Annotated in this window: 15 protein-coding genes; 9 read left to right on the top strand and 6 right to left on the bottom strand. The window is 72.6% G+C overall.

Annotation, left to right across the window (positions count from 1 at the left end; translation table 11 throughout):
• The first annotated feature begins 7 nt into the window (after nucleotides 1-7).
• From ACYVF7_RS10020 to ACYVF7_RS10000, 5 genes are all read left to right on the top strand, one after another.
• Entirely contained in the window at nucleotides 8-643 is a 636-nt protein-coding gene (locus ACYVF7_RS10020) for a TetR/AcrR family transcriptional regulator (RefSeq protein WP_460338146.1), read from the top strand.
• 172 nt (nucleotides 644-815) lie between these two features.
• Nucleotides 816-2,852: an NPCBM/NEW2 domain-containing protein gene (locus ACYVF7_RS10015; RefSeq protein WP_460338144.1), complete on the top strand. Its 2,037-nt coding sequence runs from the start codon at nucleotides 816-818 to the stop codon at nucleotides 2,850-2,852.
• Nucleotide 2,853: 1 nt separating this feature from the next.
• The gene (locus tag ACYVF7_RS10010; RefSeq protein ID WP_460338142.1) at nucleotides 2,854-3,531 is read left to right on the top strand and encodes a (2Fe-2S)-binding protein; all 678 of its coding nucleotides are present in this window, start codon (nucleotides 2,854-2,856) and stop codon (nucleotides 3,529-3,531) included.
• A complete protein-coding gene (locus ACYVF7_RS10005; protein WP_460338140.1) occupies nucleotides 3,531-4,493 on the top strand; it encodes an FAD binding domain-containing protein in 963 nt (320 codons plus the stop codon). The genes ACYVF7_RS10010 and ACYVF7_RS10005 overlap by 1 nt, the downstream gene beginning before the upstream one ends.
• On the top strand, nucleotides 4,490-6,664 hold the full coding sequence (locus ACYVF7_RS10000; RefSeq protein WP_460338138.1) for a xanthine dehydrogenase family protein molybdopterin-binding subunit: 2,175 nt from the start codon (nucleotides 4,490-4,492) through the stop codon (nucleotides 6,662-6,664). The genes ACYVF7_RS10005 and ACYVF7_RS10000 overlap by 4 nt, the downstream gene beginning before the upstream one ends.
• Nucleotides 6,665-6,668: 4 nt before the next feature.
• Here ACYVF7_RS10000 and ACYVF7_RS09995 read toward each other — a convergent pair whose 3' ends face one another.
• Both ACYVF7_RS09995 and ACYVF7_RS09990 read right to left on the bottom strand, forming a co-directional pair.
• Complete coding sequence (locus ACYVF7_RS09995) at nucleotides 6,669-7,310, bottom strand: NAD(P)-dependent oxidoreductase (protein ID WP_460338137.1); 642 nt, start codon at nucleotides 7,308-7,310, stop codon at nucleotides 6,669-6,671.
• A 342-nt stretch (nucleotides 7,311-7,652) separates the two neighbouring features.
• Nucleotides 7,653-8,615, bottom strand: a complete 963-nt coding sequence (locus ACYVF7_RS09990) for a LysR family transcriptional regulator (RefSeq protein ID WP_460338135.1) — start codon at nucleotides 8,613-8,615, stop codon at nucleotides 7,653-7,655.
• A gap of 89 nt (nucleotides 8,616-8,704) precedes the next feature.
• Here ACYVF7_RS09990 and ACYVF7_RS09985 point away from each other — a divergent pair, with 89 nt between their 5' ends.
• The gene (locus ACYVF7_RS09985) at nucleotides 8,705-9,322 is read left to right on the top strand and encodes an ATP-dependent Clp protease proteolytic subunit (RefSeq protein WP_460338133.1); all 618 of its coding nucleotides are present in this window, start codon (nucleotides 8,705-8,707) and stop codon (nucleotides 9,320-9,322) included.
• Nucleotides 9,319-10,056 carry a dienelactone hydrolase family protein gene (locus tag ACYVF7_RS09980; RefSeq protein ID WP_460338131.1) on the top strand — a complete coding sequence of 246 codons (738 nt, stop codon included), beginning with the start codon at nucleotides 9,319-9,321 and terminating at the stop codon, nucleotides 10,054-10,056. The genes ACYVF7_RS09985 and ACYVF7_RS09980 overlap by 4 nt, the downstream gene beginning before the upstream one ends.
• Nucleotides 10,057-10,259: 203 nt before the next feature.
• On the opposite strand, the gene ACYVF7_RS09975 is transcribed toward ACYVF7_RS09980, so the two are convergent.
• The 3 genes from ACYVF7_RS09975 to ACYVF7_RS09965 all read right to left on the bottom strand — a co-directional run bounded on the left by ACYVF7_RS09975 (nucleotide 10,260) and on the right by ACYVF7_RS09965 (nucleotide 14,288).
• On the bottom strand, nucleotides 10,260-10,682 hold the full coding sequence (locus ACYVF7_RS09975; protein WP_460338129.1) for a spore germination protein GerW family protein: 423 nt from the start codon (nucleotides 10,680-10,682) through the stop codon (nucleotides 10,260-10,262).
• The gene (locus ACYVF7_RS09970; protein ID WP_460357855.1) at nucleotides 10,679-11,347 is read right to left on the bottom strand and encodes a class I SAM-dependent methyltransferase; all 669 of its coding nucleotides are present in this window, start codon (nucleotides 11,345-11,347) and stop codon (nucleotides 10,679-10,681) included. The genes ACYVF7_RS09975 and ACYVF7_RS09970 overlap by 4 nt, the downstream gene beginning before the upstream one ends.
• A 283-nt stretch (nucleotides 11,348-11,630) precedes the next feature.
• A complete protein-coding gene (locus ACYVF7_RS09965) occupies nucleotides 11,631-14,288 on the bottom strand; it encodes an AAA family ATPase (protein WP_460338127.1) in 2,658 nt (885 codons plus the stop codon).
• A 96-nt stretch (nucleotides 14,289-14,384) separates the two neighbouring features.
• Here ACYVF7_RS09965 and ACYVF7_RS09960 point away from each other — a divergent pair, with 96 nt between their 5' ends.
• Entirely contained in the window at nucleotides 14,385-14,606 is a 222-nt protein-coding gene (locus ACYVF7_RS09960) for a DUF2277 domain-containing protein (RefSeq protein WP_460338125.1), read from the top strand.
• An 83-nt stretch (nucleotides 14,607-14,689) separates the two neighbouring features.
• Here ACYVF7_RS09960 and ACYVF7_RS09955 read toward each other — a convergent pair whose 3' ends face one another.
• The gene (locus tag ACYVF7_RS09955) at nucleotides 14,690-15,586 is read right to left on the bottom strand and encodes a LysR family transcriptional regulator (protein ID WP_460338123.1); all 897 of its coding nucleotides are present in this window, start codon (nucleotides 15,584-15,586) and stop codon (nucleotides 14,690-14,692) included.
• Between the two features lie 168 nt (nucleotides 15,587-15,754).
• Between ACYVF7_RS09955 and ACYVF7_RS09950 the strand changes: the two genes are divergently transcribed.
• Entirely contained in the window at nucleotides 15,755-16,414 is a 660-nt protein-coding gene (locus ACYVF7_RS09950) for an SDR family NAD(P)-dependent oxidoreductase (RefSeq protein ID WP_460338121.1), read from the top strand.
• Nucleotides 16,415-16,439 lie beyond the last annotated feature (25 nt).

The following is a 16,439-nucleotide window of genomic DNA, read 5'->3' as shown; positions in this document are numbered from 1 at the left end:
TGGGCTCATGGGCACTGACACGCTGGGTCTGCGGGAGCTGAAGAAGATGCGGACCCGCCAGGAGATCTCGAACGTCGCGACGCGGATGTTCATCGAGCGAGGCTTCGACGAGGTGACGATCGCGGAGGTGGCGGCGGCCGCCGGCGTGGCCAAGATGACCGTGACGAACCACTTCCCGCGCAAGGAGGACCTCGTCCTCGACCTGCACGAGGAGATCGTCGCCGCCCCGGCCCGCACGGTCGCCGAACGGACCGCCGGCCGGTCCGCCCTCGCCGCACTGCGCCAGGACTACTTCGCGGGCCTGGCCCGGCACGACGCGATGATCGGCTTCTCCGGCGTGGAGTTCGCCCGCATGATCACGGGAAGCCCCGCGCTGCGCGCCCGGCTGCGCGAGCTCCAGGAGCAGCGCGAGGACACCCTCGCCGAGACACTCGCCGCCGAGACCGGCGCCGCGCCGGACGACATCATGCCCCGGGCGGCGGCCGCGCAGCTGACCGCCGTCCACCGGGTGCTGTTCCAGGACGTGCTCCGCCGCACGCTGGCGGGCGAGGACGACGAGACGATCGCCGCCGCGCTGGGCGACGCCGCCCGGCGGGCGTTCGACCTCCTCGAACCGGCACTGGGCGGCTACGCCGTGCGCTGACGACAGATCGGATCTCTCGCGCCCACAAAGGCGGCGACTTCACGCCGCCAAGGCGGGAAACTCCCAAGTTCGGGCCGATGGCGGCCAGTAAGGATCCTTGACCAATCGGGCAAGAGATCCTATGTTTTGGCCAGCCTCCGGACCTTCCGCCGACGGCGAAGGAGTCTCCCGCATGCCCCGCCGTACCCATGGCCGCCTGTCGGCCGCCCTCCTCGGGCTGGCCCTCCTGACCGGATCCACCGCCCTGGCGATCACCGAATCCGTGGCCACCCCCGCCCACGCGCTGGACGACGGGCTCGCCCGGACCCCACCGATGGGCTTCAACGACTGGAACTCCTTCGGCTGTAACGTCGACGAGAAGCTCATCACGGACACCGCCGACTACTTCGTCAGCTCAGGCCTCAAGGACGCCGGCTACACGTACGTCAACATCGACGACTGCTGGGCCGCCCACGACCGCGACCCGCAGACCGGGCGTCTCGTGCCGAACCCGCAGACCTTCCCCCACGGCATCAAGTGGGTCGCCGACTACGTCCACGCCAAGGGCCTGAAGCTCGGCATCTACACCAGCGCCGGCACGCAGACCTGCGCCAAGACCATGCCGGGCGCCCTGGACCACGAAGACGTGGACGCGCAGACGTTCGCCGACTGGGGCGTGGACTACCTCAAGTACGACAACTGCAACAACCAGGACCGGCCGGCGCTCGAGCGGTACACGAAGATGCGCGACGCGCTGAAGAAGACCGGCCGGCCGATCGTGTTCAGCCTCTGCGAGTGGGGCCAGAACAAGCCCTGGGAGTGGGGCAAGGACGTCGGCCACCTGTGGCGCACGACCGGCGACATCAGCGACAGCTGGCCCTCCCTGCTGAGCATCTTCAAGCAGAACGTGCCGCTCGCGCCGTACGCCGGCCCGGGGCACTGGAACGACCCGGACATGCTGGAGGTGGGCAACGGCGGGATGACCGCCCGGGAGTACCGCTCGCACTTCAGCCTCTGGTCGATCATGGCGGCGCCGCTCCTCATCGGCACCGACCTGCGCAAGGCCACGCCGGAGACGCTGAGCATCCTGACCAACAAGGACGTCATCGCCGTCGACCAGGACCCGCTCGGGACACAGGGCACGGTCCTGTCGAGCGACGACGGGCACTGGGTGCTCGTCAAGCCGCTGAAGAACGGCGACGTGGCCGTCACGCTGTTCAACGAGACCGACACGACGGCGACCTTCGGCACGACGGCGAGCGCCCTCGGCCTGCCGAACCGGCCCGCGTACGTCCTGCGCGACCTGTGGACCCACAAGGACGCCGAGACCGCCGGCGCCGTCTCCGGCGTCGTGCCGGCGCACGGCACCGTGATGTACCGCGTCCGGCGGGACTCCCGGGCCTGGGCGTTCCAGCCGCCCGCCGCCGCCTTCGGGCTCGACCTGCCCGCCGCGGTCTCCGGCATCCCCGGCACCATCACCCCGGCCGGGCGCGCCTTCACCGCGGACGTCACGACGACCAACCTCGGCCGCGCGCCGATGCTGAACGCCCGGCCCTCCCTCGGCCTGCCCGCCGGCTGGAAGGCCGAGCCGGTCGGCCGTACCGGCGCCACGATCCTGCGCACCGGCGCGACGCTGAAGAGCCGCTGGCGCGTGACCCCACCGGCGTCCGAGCCGCCGGGCACCCGGTCGCTCACCGCGCGCCTGTCGTACGGCCTGCCGGGGACGCGCCTGTCACTGGCCGAGGACCTGGTCGTGCCCAAGCCTGTGCCCGGCGGGACGACCGACCTGGGCGCGGACGACTGGGCCACGGCCCACAACGGGTACGGGCCGGTCGAGCACAACATGTCCAACGGAGGCGCCAAGCCCGGCGACGGCAAGCCGCTCACGATCAACGGCACGGTGTACGCCAAGGGCCTGGGCACCCACGCGCCGGCCGAGATCGTGTACTACCTGAACGGCCGGTGCGCCTCCCTCACCGCCGACGTGGGCGTGGACGACGAGCGCGACCCCCGGACGGTGGCAGGCCAGAGCACCGTGACGTTCGAGGTCTGGGCCGACGGCACGAAGGTCGCCGACAGTGGGCTGCGGACCTGGCAGGACGGCGCCGTCCACCTGTCCGGCGGGCTGACCGGCGCGTCGTACCTGCGGATCGTCACGACCATCGGCGGCGACACCAACAGCTACGACCGCGGTGACTGGGCGATCCCCGTGCTCACCTGCGGGAGCTGACATGGGTGGCGAGACGAGCCAGGGGAACGGCGGGCGGTCGCGACGCTCCGGCGAGAAGACCCGCGGCCTGCCGCGGCGGCTCCCCGGCGAGACGACACGCGACGACGGCGCGCTGTCGCGGCGCGGCTTCTTCGGGACGACGGCCGCGGCGTCGGCCGGGGTGATGCTGACCTCGGCCCCGATCCCCGGCCCGGCCGCTCCGGCCGCCGAGGACGGCGCCGTCGACATCGCGGTCACGGTGAACGGCAAGGCCGAGAAGCTCCACGTCGACCCCCGCGTGACGCTCCTGGACGCGCTGCGCGAGCGGCTCGGCCTGACCGGCACGAAGAAGGGCTGCGACCGGGGGCAGTGCGGGGCGTGCACGGTGCACGTCGACGGCCGCCGCGTCCTGTCCTGCCTCACCCTCGCAGCGACGGCCGACGGCCGGAAGGTCACCACGGTCGAGGGCCTGGCGCACGGCGACGACCTGCACCCGGTGCAGGAGGCGTTCGTCGAGTGCGACGGGTTCCAGTGCGGGTTCTGCACGTCCGGGCAGATCATGTCGGCGGTCGCCCTCCTGAAGGAGGGCCACGCCCGGACCGACGAGGAGATCCGCGAGGCGATGTCCGGGAACATCTGCCGCTGCGGCGCCTACCCCGGCATCGTCGAGGCGATCAAGAAGGCGCGGGAGGCGGACTGATGCGCGCGTTCGGCTTCACCACCGCCCGTACGCTGCCGGAGGCGCTGCGGCTCGCGGGGCCCGGCTCGGCGTTCCTCGCGGGCGGCACGACACTGGTCGACCTGATGAAACTCGACGTGCTGGCGCCGGGACAGGTCATCGACATCAACCGCCTGCCGCTGCACGGCATCAGCCGGGACGCGTCGCGCATCGGCGCGCTCGAGCGGATGAGCGACGTCGCCCGGCATCCCAGGGTGTACCCGGTGATCGCCGAGGCGCTCGCGCTCAGCGCGTCCCCGCAGCTGCGCAACATGGCGAGCATCGGCGGCAACCTGCTGCAGCGCACCCGCTGCGGCTACTTCCGCGACGTCCACACGGCCTGCAACCGGCGGCAGCCAGGCAGCGGCTGCGCGGCGCTGACCGGGGACAACCGCACGCACGCCATCCTGGGCACCAGTGACGCATGCGTCGCCACGCACCCGAGCGACCTGGCCGTGGCGCTCGTCGCGCTGGACGCCTCGGTGCGCCTGGTGAGCCGCGCCGGCGAGCGCCTGGTCCGGCTCGCCGCCTTCTACCGGCCGCCGGGCGACACTCCTCAGGTCGAGAACGACCTGCGGCCCGGCGAGCTGATCACCGAGGTGGTCGTGCCCCGTCTCCCGTGGGCCCGCCACTCGACCTACGTCAAGGTACGGGACCGGAGCTCGTACGAGTTCGCGCTCGCCTCGGCCGCCGTTGCCCTCGACGTGCGCGGCGGCGTGATCCGCGAGGCGCGGGTCGCGGCGGGCGGCGTCGGCAGCGTGCCGTGGCGGCTGCCCGCCGTCGAGGCCGCGCTGCGCGGCAAGCCGCCGACGCAGGCCACCTTCGAGGCGGCCGCCGCTCCGGCCGCCGACGGCGCGCGGCCGCTTCCCGACAACGGGTTCAAGGTGACGCTGCTGAAGCGCACGATCGTCCGCGCCCTCATGAAGCTGGAGGGACGGTCATGACGGACCGGGTCGACGGGCGGCTCAAGGTCACCGGCGGCGCGACGTACGCGGCCGACAACCGTCTCGACCGCCTCACGCACGGCTACCTCGTCACCAGCACGGTCGCGCGCGGCACGATCGTCAGCATGGACACGGCCGCCGCATCGAAGGCACCCGGCGTCCTCGCGGTGTACACGCCGTTCGAGCCGCTGAAGCTGTACCGCTACACCAAGGAGCAGAACGACGAGCTCACCCCGCCGTTGCAGGACCCGAACGTCCGCTACTTCGGCCAGGCGATCGGCCTCGTCGTGGCCGAGACGTTCGAGCAGGCCCGGGACGCTGCGGGGCTGATCCAGGTCCGGTACGACGCGCGGACGCCCGCCGCCTCCTTCCACGACGGCCTCGCCTCCGCGAGCGACCCGCCGAGCGGGTCCCCGGTCTCCGAGGTGCTCGCGCCGGGTGTCGGGTCCATCGACGACGCCCTGCGCGCGAGCGAGGTCGCGATCTCCGCGACGTACACCGCGTCGATGCAGAACCACAACGCGATGGAGCCGCACCCGACCGTCGCGGCCTGGGACAGCGACCACGTGACGCTCTACACGGCGACCCAGGGCGTCATACTCGTCGTCGACCGGATCGCGGAGGCGCTCGGCATCGACAAGGCCAAGATCCACGTCCGCAACCCGTACGTCGGCGGCGGCTTCGGCAACAAGTGGGGCATCTGGGCGCACACACCGCTGACCGCCGCCGCGTCCAGAGCGCTGGGCCGCCCGGTCAAGACCGTCCTCACCCGCGAGCAGACGTTCACCGTCGTCGGGCACCGGCCCGCCTCGCAGCAGACCGTGTCGCTCGGCGCGCGGACGGACGGCGCGCTCACCGCGATCAAGAACGACGGCGTCTCCAGCAAGTCGGCGTCGAACGGTTTCTACGAGCCCGTCGCCAACCTGTGCCTGTCGATGTACGCCTCGCCCAACATCCACGTGAGCCGGAAGGTCGTCACGCTGGACGTGCCGGTCACGACGATCATGCGGGCGCCGCAGGAGGCGAACGGCTCGTTCGCGCTGGAGAGCGCGATGGACGAGCTCGCGGTCAAGCTCGGCATGGACCCCCTGGAACTGCGCCGCAAGAACGACTCCCCCGTCGTGCCGAGCAGCGGCGTGCCGTGGTCCAGCAAGCACCTCGACGAGTGCTACCGGATCGGCGCCGAGCGGTTCGGCTGGTCGCGGCGGAACCCGACACCGGGCGCGGTCACCGACGGCGACCAACTCGTCGGCCTGGGCATGGCGACGGCCACGTACGGCGCGTCGCGCGCGCAGGCCTCGGTCAAGGTACGGCTGCTGGCGGACGGCACCGCCGTGGTGTCCGGCACCGGGGCCGACCTCGGCACCGGGCAGTCCACCGTGTGGGCGATCCTCGCCGCCGAGTCCCTCGGCATCCCGGTCGCGCGGATCCGGCCCGACCTCGGCGACTCCGCCTCCCCCGTCGCCGCGAACGCCGGCGGTTCCGGATCCACCTCGACCAACGGCCCGGCCGTCCAGCTCGCGACCGACGCCGCCAAGACCGCCATGATCGGCCTGGCCGTCCAGGACGAGCGGTCGCCGTTCCACGGGATGGCCGCCGGCGACGTCCGGTTCGAGGACGGCCGGCTGAAGGCGGGCGACCTGTCCGTGCCGTTCGGCTCGCTGCTGACCTCACTGGACGTCCCCGGCGTCGAGGCGACCGCGACGTCGCCGAAGAACGGGGACAAGGCCCACGGCTTCCGGTCGTTCGGCGCGCACTTCTGCGAGGTGCGCGTGAACGCCTGGACCGGCGAGCCGCGGGTCTCCCGCTGGCTGACCGTCCTCGACGCCGGCCGGATCGTCAACGAGAAGACCGCGCACAACCAGATCGTCGGCGGCGTCGTCATGGGCATCGGGCACGCCCTCCTCGAGGAGACCCGCCTGGAGCCGGCCACCGGCCGGATCTCCAACGGCGACCTCGCGTCGTACCTCGTCCCGGTCAACGCCGACATCCCGCCGATCGACGTGCACTTCCTCGACTACCCCGACACGCTGCTCAGCCCGCTCGGCGCCCGCGGCATCGGGGAGTTCGGCATCGTCGGGGCCGCCGGCGCCGTCGCCAACGCGATCTACAACGCCACCGGCAAACGGATCCGCGACCTGCCGATCACCCTGGAGAAACTTCTCGCGTGACCGGTCAGTTGCCGACCGAGATGACGTGCCCGTCGGCGGCGCGGTCGGTGGCCGCGTCCAGCATCGCGGTCGCGAAGTCGGCCCTGGTGATCTGGAAGCCGCCGAGAACGTTGCGGTCGACGGCCTTGCGATAGGCGCCCTTGCCCGGCCGGTCGGTCGGCCAGGCACGGACGATCGTCCAGGGCAGGCCGGAGGCGCGCACGAGTCCTTCGGCCCGGCGCATGTCGTCGATCATGTGCTGGAGGAGCCGCGACAGGACGACCGGCTTGACCAGATAGCGGGTGAACGGGTCGTCGCCCTCGCCGGGGGCCATCGCGCTGTTGCTCGCCGTGACCAGCCGGAGGTCCTCTCCCGTGGCCTGGATGGCGGCGATGGCGCTCCGCGCGCTGTCGGCGCACACGCTGGTCGGCTGCCGCAGGTCGTGGCTGCCGATCGCGTTGATGACGGCGTCGCGGCCCTTGACGGCCTCCTCGATGGCGACGGGGTCCATCACGTCGGCCTCGACGACCTCGACACGGGTTCCCTGGTCCAGCGGCAGGCGCGAGCGGTCGCGGACGACCGCGGTCACCTCGTGGCCGGCGTCGGCGGCCTGCCGGACGATCTGCACGCCGGTCCTGCCGGTCGCTCCGAAGACTGTGAGCCTCATGATGCCCCTCTGCGGTTAGTAAGCGTTCACTAACCATGGTGGGTGAGCACTCACTAACCTGTCAAGCCGGATCACGGACGTACGGCGGCGGGTCCTGCGTCGGGTGCTCCCCGACCGCAGCTGCCAGCGGCGTTCACAGAGGCGGGCGCACGGCGCACGGCGGACGGCGGCCAGCGCACGGCGCACAGCGCACGGCGCACAGCGCACGGCGGACGACGCACGGCGGGCGGCGGGCGGCGCACGGCGGGCGGCGGGCGGCGCACGGCGCGGCGCGGCGCGCCGGGAGCGTCTCCAAGCTCCTCTGGCCCGGCGTTGCGCGGGCCAAGGCGCCCCGCGAACGCGTCAGGGCGCCGGGGCGGGATCGCCTCCGGTGAGCGCCGCGCGGTCGACGTCGGGGATCCAGAGGCGGTCGTCACCGGGGTCGGGAACGGACGGTACCGGCAGCGCCGCCAGCAACCTGGCCAACCGTGGGTCGCGGTTGCGGCGCTGCCAGGTGATGGACCACACGTGCATCGGCACCGGTCCCGCGATCGGGATCTGCCGCATGCGCGGGTCGTGCAGGTCCATGCCCGCCTCGCCGAGCACCACGGCACGCCTCTCACGCCGCATCTGCTCCCCGTAGTCACGGACCCCGATCGCGAGTTCGGTGAACCGGACGGGGACGCCGAGCTCGTCGCGGAGCCGGAGGAGATAGCCGCGCGACTCCTCGGAGCCGCCAGGGTCGGGCATCGCGATGCCCGCCTCCCGGAGGTCGGTCAGCCGCAGGACGGATCGGCCGGCGAGCGGATGCGCCTCGTCGACGAAGGCGTGCAGGGGCTCGATGTGCACGGGACGGTGGTCGAGCTCGGCGGGCCAGGGCCGGCCGAGATCGTGCACCCGGCCGAACGCCGCGTCCAGTTCGCCGCCCAGCAGGGCCGGCAGCGCGGTCGCCAGTCCCTGCCGCATCGTGGGCTCCACCCGCAGGCCCGGAGTCCGCTCGACGGCCTCCCGCAGGATCCGCAGCGGCGTGAAGCGCTCAGCGAACACCTCGACCCGCAGCGGCGCGGACGTGTCGCGGACGGCGGCGACGGCGGTGTCGTACGCGGCGACGGCGTCCCGGGCGAGCGGCAGGAACCGCCAGGCCGGCGTCAGCGCGACCCGGCGCGTGGTGCGCTCGAACAGCGGCACTGCCAGGGCGTTCTCCAGCCGGCGAATGCGCTTGGACAGCGCCTGCTGGGTCAGGAAGAGCCGCGCCGCGGCCCGGCCGAAGTGCAGCTCCTCCGCCGTGACGACGAACGCCCGCATCCCCTGGAGATCGGGTTCCACCCGAAAAGGCTTAATCAACAACCGTCGGCTGTCAAAGCCGCGCGAGAAGTTGTTGGACGTCACGTCCGAGCCGCCGCTTTCCTGGCGGCATGACTCTCCAGATGCTCTTCGAACCCGCCTCGCGCACCGCCGAGGCGCCCCCCGCGCCGCCGATGGGCGAGCAGGTCTTCCAGCGGCTGCTGCGCGAGCGCATCATCGTCCTCGGCCAGGAGGTCGACGACGAGATCGCCAACCGGATCTGCGCCGAGATGCTGCTCCTGTCGGCCGAGGACCGGAACCGCGACATCCACCTCTACATCAACTCGCCCGGCGGCTCGGTGACGGCCGGCCTGGCGATCTACGACATCATGCAGTTCATCCCGAACGACGTGGCGACGCTGTCGATGGGCTTCACCGCGTCGATGGGGCAGTTCCTGCTGTGCGCGGGCACGCCCGGCAAGCGCTACGCCCTCCCCCACACCAGCATCCTCATGCACCAGCCGTCCGGCGGAATCCGGGGCGTCGCCGCCGACATCCGGATCCAGGCCGAGCACATGCGCGCCATCAAGCACCTCATGATCGAACGCATCGCCCACCACACCGGGCAGCCGGTCGAGCGGATCGAGGCCGACTCCGACCGCGACCGCTACTTCACCGCCGAGGAGGCCCGCGGGTACGGCTTCGTCGACCACGTCGTGCACGCCGCCGACCAAGTGCTCCCCCGATGACCGTGATCACCAGGCCGATCGGGTACCGGCACGACGCCGCCGCGCTCGAAGGCGTCCTCATCGCCGACGACGCGATCCCGGCCCCGGCACCCACGGTGCTCCTCTGTCACGGGGCGGAAGGCATGAGCGACGCGCTGATCGAGGTCGGCAAGCGCATCGTGCCCTGGGGATATCAGGCGTTCGCCATGGACGTATTCGGCAAAGGCGTGAGCGCGTCGACGCCGGAGGAGTTCGACGCGCGCATGCGGCCGTTCCTGGAGGACCGCGCGATGCTCGCGGACCGGCTGGCCACCGTCGTCTCCGTCGCCGCCGGGCTGCCCGAGGTGGATCCCGCCCGGCTCGCGGCGGTCGGGTTCTGCTTCGGCGCGCTGTGCGTGCTCGACATGGCCCGGACCGGCGCGGCCGTCACGGGCGTCGCGGCCTTCCACGGCGTCCTCACGCCTCCGCCGAACCGGGCCGTACGGCCGATTGGCTGCAAGGTCGCCGTGTACCACGGCTGGGAGGACCCGTTCGCGAAGCCGGACGACGTCGTCGCGCTCGCGGCCGAACTCACCGAGGCCAGCGCCGACTGGCGGATCGAGGCGTTCGGGCACGCGAAGCACGCGTTCATGGCGCCGAACGCGAACAGCCCCGAGCGCGGGATCCAGTACGACGCCCGGACCGCCGGGCGCGCCTGGTCGGCGCTGGAGGGCTTCCTCGCCGAGTGCCTGGCAGCCCCGCCCGGTCACAGGTAGAGGCCGGCACCCGCGCCGCGGGCTGTCCGCACAAGTCCGCAAGCTGAGGCCGACATCCGCAGGCGCGGGCAGGCGACGCCTGCTGTCCGCACGTTGAGGCCGGCATCCGCGGGCGCGGGCAGGTGACGCCTGCTGTCCGCACGTTGAGGTCGGCATCCGCGGGCGCGGGGCGGGTCCTCGGCGCAGGGTCCGGCTCTCGCGTGTCAGCGGCGGCGGCGTCGGCGGATGGCGCGGGCGAGCCTCGGCGCGAGGGTGCCGGCGAGGACGAGCGTCACCGGAACGACGATGTCCGTCCAGGGGTCGCGAATCGGCTTGTAGGTGGCCGTGCCGTCCTTGATCTCGATGAAGCCGAGGGGTCGGGTGTAGGCACCGCCTCCCCCGCCGCCGCCGTCGCCGGTCTTGGCGGGTCCGGTCTCGCGCCCCGCACCGGCACCGAAGCCGTAGACGGCCTGTGCCACCGGGATCACGGTCACGCCGTCGCTGACGACGGGTTCGCCGAAGACGGCGGTCACCGACGCCTTGCCGCCGAGCCGGTCGGCCAGTCTCGCCAGCAGGGTCCTGGCCGCCTCAGCGGTCTCGCCCGCCGCCTCGACGGCGGCTTCAGGGGCGCTTTCGATATCGGTCATCGTGGTCCTGCCTGGTCGGAGGGCTCTCGTACGGCGGTGCCGAGGATGTGGGTCGCCGCAGGGGACGGGATCTTGGTGGCGGGAAAGGGGAAACGGTCCACTTCGGAGAGGGTGAAGCCGGCGGCCGTGATGGCCGACTGGGTGTCGCGGCCGGTGTGGCAGCCTCCGCACAGCCGGGGCCAGATGGTCGCGTCCACAAGGCGCTGGACGCGGCGCATGGCGGGCGAGTCGGCCTGTACGTGCTCGAAGAAGCGCAGTTGTCCGCCGGGCCGCAGCACGCGGTGGAGCTCGGTGAGAGCGGCTCCCGGGTCGGCGATCGAGCACAGGGTCAGGCAGACCACGGCCGCGTCGAAAGAGCCGTCGACAGCCGGGAGCTGCTCGGCGCGGCCGTCGACGACCTCGACCTGTACCGGCGCGGCGAGCGCGGCCTCCCGGGCGAGGGCGCGCAACTGCGGCTCGGGCTCGATGGCGACCACCCGCCTCACCTCGGCCGGGTAGTGCGGGAAGTTCAGGCCGTTGCCCGCGCCGATCTCGACCACCTCCCCGGACAGCCCGGCCAGGAGGCGCTCGCGGTGTTCGGCGACGCCCGCCTTGTCCAGCGCGGGTCCGGCGACCTTCGCGTAGAACCAGGCGAAGACCGGGTGCCGTGTACTGCCCGATGCCATGGTGCTCACCTTCCTCCTCTGCCCAGAGTCCCGGCCTACCCATGGTGACCCAGCGAGCGCCGGCCGCACAGCCCCGCCGCGTGGGTGACCTTGCGGGACCCCTCACCGGCGACCGACCCCGCAGGTGAACGGCTCCACAAGTGAACGGCTCCGCAGATGACCGGCCCCGCAGCCGGCCGCCGCCCGTCACAGGTAGCCGACCCCGCAGGTAGCCGGCCCCACAGGTAACCGGCCCCACAGGTAACCGGCCCCACAGGTAACCGGCCCCGCAGGCGGCCGCCCGTCACAGGTAGAGGCCGAACCTCTCATCCGTAGGCGCGGGGCGGGACGGCAGGTCCTCGGCGCACAGGGTGACGAGGTCCGTCCGCGAGGGCCGGTCGAGGCCGGTGACGCGCTGCGCCTGGCGGGCGACGGCGGCGTCGAGCAGGTTGCGCATGAACCGTCCGTTGCCGAACGACGGGCCGCGCGCCGTACGGCGGAGCAGGGCCCGCAGCGCGTCGCCGACCTCCGGCGCGAGGACGAAGCCGTCGTCGGCGGCGAGCCGTTCGAACACGGAGCACAGCTCGCCGTCGGTGTAGTCGGCGAAGTGCAGCTGCTTGGGGAACCGGGAGTCCAGTCCGGGGTTGGCGGTCAGGAAGTCCGCCATCTCCTGTTCGTAGCCGGCGACGATGACGACGAGGTCGTCCCGGTCGTCCTCCATGAGCTTGACCAGCTCGGCGACGGCCTCGAGGCCGAAGTCGCTCTTGAACGACGGCTGGGTGAGCGTGTAGGCCTCGTCGATGAAGAGCACGCCGCCCATGGCCCGCTCGACCAGCCGGCGGGTCCGCGGCGCCGTCTGGCCGATGTACTCGCCGACGAGGTGCGCACGGGACGCCTCGACCAGGTGGCCGGAGGACAGCACGCCGAGCTTCTTGTAGATCCGAGCCAGCAGCCGGGCCACCATGGTCTTGCCCGTGCCGGGATCGCCGGTGAACACCATGTGCCGTGTCGGAGCGGTACCGGCCAGCCCCTGCTCCGCGCGCAGTTTCTCGGCGCGCGTCATCGCGATGAGGAGCCCGATCTCCCGTTTGATCGTCTCCAGGCCGGTGAGGGCCTGCAGTTCGGCGAGCGGGTCGTCGCCGGCGCCCGAGGCGTCGAACGAGCGGGGGACGTCGGCTCGCTTGACGATCAGCTCGGCATCCGGCTCCGTACGATCTCGTACGGACGCGGCCGCGAGGTCCGCCAGGTGCGCCACGAGGCGGGCGTTGCGGAGCGTCTGCGTCGGCGGCGTAGCGGAGAGCAGTTCCCCGGCGGCGTGGCGGGCGCGTTTGTACGTCCGCGCGCCGCGCCGGCGCATCTCCCGGTCGAACAGCTCGGCGTACCCGTCGGCCGTGAACGGCCGGGTCCGGGCGACGCGGAACCGGTTCAGCAGGGCCGGGTCGGCGTCGCGGATCCGCTCCACCCCCGCCTCGCCGCAGAGCGCGACCAGGTGGAGGTCCTCATGCACCGCCAGCAGCCGGTGCAGCTCGCTGATCAGCGCCTGGCCATTACCGGCCTCGGTGGCGAACTCGTCCAGGCCGTCGATGACCAGCAGCCGCTCCCCGGCGCAGTCGCGGACGTCGGCGTGCAGCTTGGCGGCGGCCTCGAAGAGGGGCTTGCCCGCGAACAGGTTGTGCGTGAGCCAGAGCGGATCCCGGGAAAGCTCCAGCGCCTTCGCCAGCTCCTGCACGGCGAGACGCCGGCCGGTGCCCTCCGGCCCGGCCACGAGCAGGCGTACGGTCGACCTCCCGCCGGTGGCCTCCTGAAGCAGCGCGGTCAGCTCGGGCTGGCCGACGAGGCCGGTGGCCAGGTCGGGAGGCGCGGCGGCCTCGTCGCGTACGGGCTCGTCCTTCCGGGCGGTCGCGAGCTTCGCGGCGAGCGGGTTGACGACGCGGCGGCGGGGAGCGTACAGACGCCGCAGGTCGCGCTGGAACTGGTCGATCGGCGTGTAGTCCGCGCCGCTGCGCTGCGCCTCACCGGGCAGGCCCTGCACGCAGGCCACGAACCGGGTCGCCATGTCCAGCCAGGCGCGGCAGGCGTCGGCCGCGCCCTCGACCAGCGCCTCGTCGAGCCAGAGCCGGATCTCCTCCTGCCACACACCGGCCCGGAAACCGTCGCGATGCCGGTGGAAGCGCGCCCGCACCTCCTTATAGAGGTCGTCGCCGAGCACGACGGACAGCTCCACGGGCACGTGGTCCAGGCCGCACTGCATCAGCAGGCGGCTCAGGTGCGTTCCCACCGACCGGGAGCGCCGCACCACACCGGACAGGTGGCCGTGCGCCGCCTGGAGTCCGGACCACACCCATTCCAGGTAGCCGACCGACCCGGCCAGCTCGGGCACCTCCGCGAAGATCTCGTCGTCGGCGTGCGCGGCCCAGTGCGCGCGCAGTTCGCTCTTGGACAGGTTCACGTCGCAGTCCGGCGGGTCGTCGTACAGCCGGAGCAGCGCGCGGCGCCTGCCTTCCAACGGCTCGATCCCCTCGAGCACGGCGAGGCTGTCACGGGCGAGTTCGATCGCGAGTTCGCGGTCCGGTACCTCGATCAGCCAGTCGACCGGTGGCCGCCAGAAGTTGGTCGAGGTGTGCCACTTGGTGTTCAGCTCGGTCAGCGGCGCCGGGTTGCTGAGGTGCCGGCCGAGCAGGTGTTCGTGCAGTTGGCAGCGGTTACCCGCCCGGATCGCGCTCACGCCGGGCAGGAAGCCGATGACCTGGTACAGGTCCGCGGCGACCAGCGAGGCGGGCAGCGTCAGCAACTTGTGGGCGTCGGTGGTCAGGTCCGCGCAGCGCGGGTCGGCGAGCAGCCCGTCGATCCGATCGGCGATCTCCTCGAAGAGCCCGTCGGGCACGCGCCACGGGCCGTACGAGTAGACGTCGAGGACCGGCTCGTCGGTGAGCAGTAGTTCCAGATGCTCCGGCAGCCGCACCGCAATCCCCCATTGACCCATAGAAACCGGACAGCAGCCTACGGTGGGTCGATCATGAATGGGGCCGGTGTCCGACCTTGGGTGCAGGATGGTGCCATGTGTAGAAGCATCAAGACGCTTCGGCCGCCCGCCACCGACGAGGTCACCGAAGAGGACATCCGCGCGGCCGCGCTGCAGTACGTCCGGAAGGTGTCCGGGTTCCGGCGTCCGGCGGCGCACAATCAGGCCGTCTTCGACCAGGCCGTCGAAGAGGTGACCCGGGCGACCGCCGCGCTGCTCGCCACCTTGGAGGTCAGGGGCGCGCGGACCCGCTCCTGACCCCCGCCGGTCGTTCGGTCCCTCTCTAGGGGACCGGATCGGTTACTCGCCGAGCGAGTGGCTCTTTCCAGCCCACTCGAGGATCAGTCGGCCCGCGATGCCGAGGATGTCGGACGGAAGATCGGCGGGCCGAGATCGCCGCGGACGCGGGCGGCTACGTCGGCGGCCGCGCGGACGAAGGCCGCGAGCGCGCGTGACGTGCTGCGCTCAGGCCAGGCGAGCACGAGGGTCGTCGGCGGCGCGTCGACCACGGGGACGCAGACGACGTCGCGGCGCATGAGGCGGCGAGCGGACTCCGGGACCACGGCGACGACGCGGCCGAGGGCGATGAGCTGCATCAGCTCGGCGACGTCGCGCACCTCCGGGCCCGAGGCGTCGTCGCGGACCTTGCCCGGCCAGCGAGGCAGCGTCTCGCCCTCCAGGTCCACCCTGTGCAGGCTCGCCCGGCCGGCCAGTGGGTGATCGGCCGGCAGCACCGCCACCTGGCCTTCGACCAGCAGTTCCTCGGTGTCGAACCCGCTGAGGTCGTGAACGGTGTGCAGGAAGGCGACGTCGGCGCGGCCCTCGCGCAGGAGAGTCGCACGCTCGCCCACCCCGGAGACGATCTCGGCGGGGAGCGCGTCCGGATCGGTCTCGTACTCCCTCAGGATGGCAGGCAGGAGGCCACCGTCCCCTCCCGGCTTCATCGCGAGCACCAGCCGCCGGCCGGGACCGCCCGCGCGCCTGGTCCGGGTGGTCGCCGCCGAGACGGCCTCGAGGACCTTCCCGGCCTCGCGCAGCAGGACCTCGCCCGCCGGCGTCAGCGCCACGTGCCGGCTCGTGCGCTCCACCAGCGTCACGCCGAGGCGGCGTTCGAGCTGCCGGATCGCCCGGGACAGCGGCGGCTGCGCGATGCCCAGGCGCTCGGCGGCGCGCGTGAAGTTGAGCTCCTCGGCCACCGCCACGAAGTAGGCGAATTCTCGCGTCTCGACCGGATCCATACCTGCAGGGTATTGACCGCGACCCGGCCGGTCTTGGTCCCCGGCACCACGCCGGTGGTGGGCTGGTCACATGACGAACGAGCAATCCCATGACGGCCGGCTCGCGCTGGTCACCGGGGCGAACAAGGGGATCGGGCGCGAGGTCGCCGGCGGCTCGCCGCGCTCGGCATGACGGTGCTGGTCGGGGCGCGCGACCCCGGCCGCGGCGCGGAGGCGGTCGCGGCCCTGCGCGCCGCCGGCGGCGATGCCCACGCCGTCCGCCTCGACGTCACGGATCCGGACACGGTCCGGGCGGTGGCCGAGCACGTCACCGAGTCCTTCGGGCGCCTCGACGTGCTGATCAACAACGCCGGGATCCCCGGCGCGCTCTCCGCCCAGGCGCCGGGCCGCGCCGACCTGGCCGTCGTCAGGGAGGTGTTCGAGACCAACGTCTTCGGCGTGATCACGGTGACGGCCGCGCTGCTCCCCCTGCTCCGGCGCTCGGCCGCCGGGCGCATCGTGAACGTCAGCAGCAGCCTCGGGTCGTGCGGTCTGATGAGCACGCCCGGCACCCACCAGGCGGGGTTGCCGCCCTCCGCCGCGTACGTGCCGTCGAAGTCCGCGCTGAACGCGCTGACCGTCCAGTACGCCAAGGAGCTGCGCGACACCGCGATCCTCGTCAACGCCGCCGACCCGGGTCCCTGCGCGACCGACTTCACCGCGCCGCTCGGGTACGACGTCCCCCGCACCGCCACCGACGGCGCGACCGTCGTCGTACGGCTCGCCACCCTGGACACGGACGGACCCACCGGCGGCTACTTCAACGAGGACGGCCCCCTCCCCTGGTGAGGCGGACCCGCGGCCCTCCCGGCTC

Source organism: Actinoallomurus acanthiterrae, from assembly GCF_054775715.1.
The sequence above is the reverse complement of the archived record's forward strand: the minus strand, read 5'-3'. Positions and strand labels throughout refer to the sequence as shown.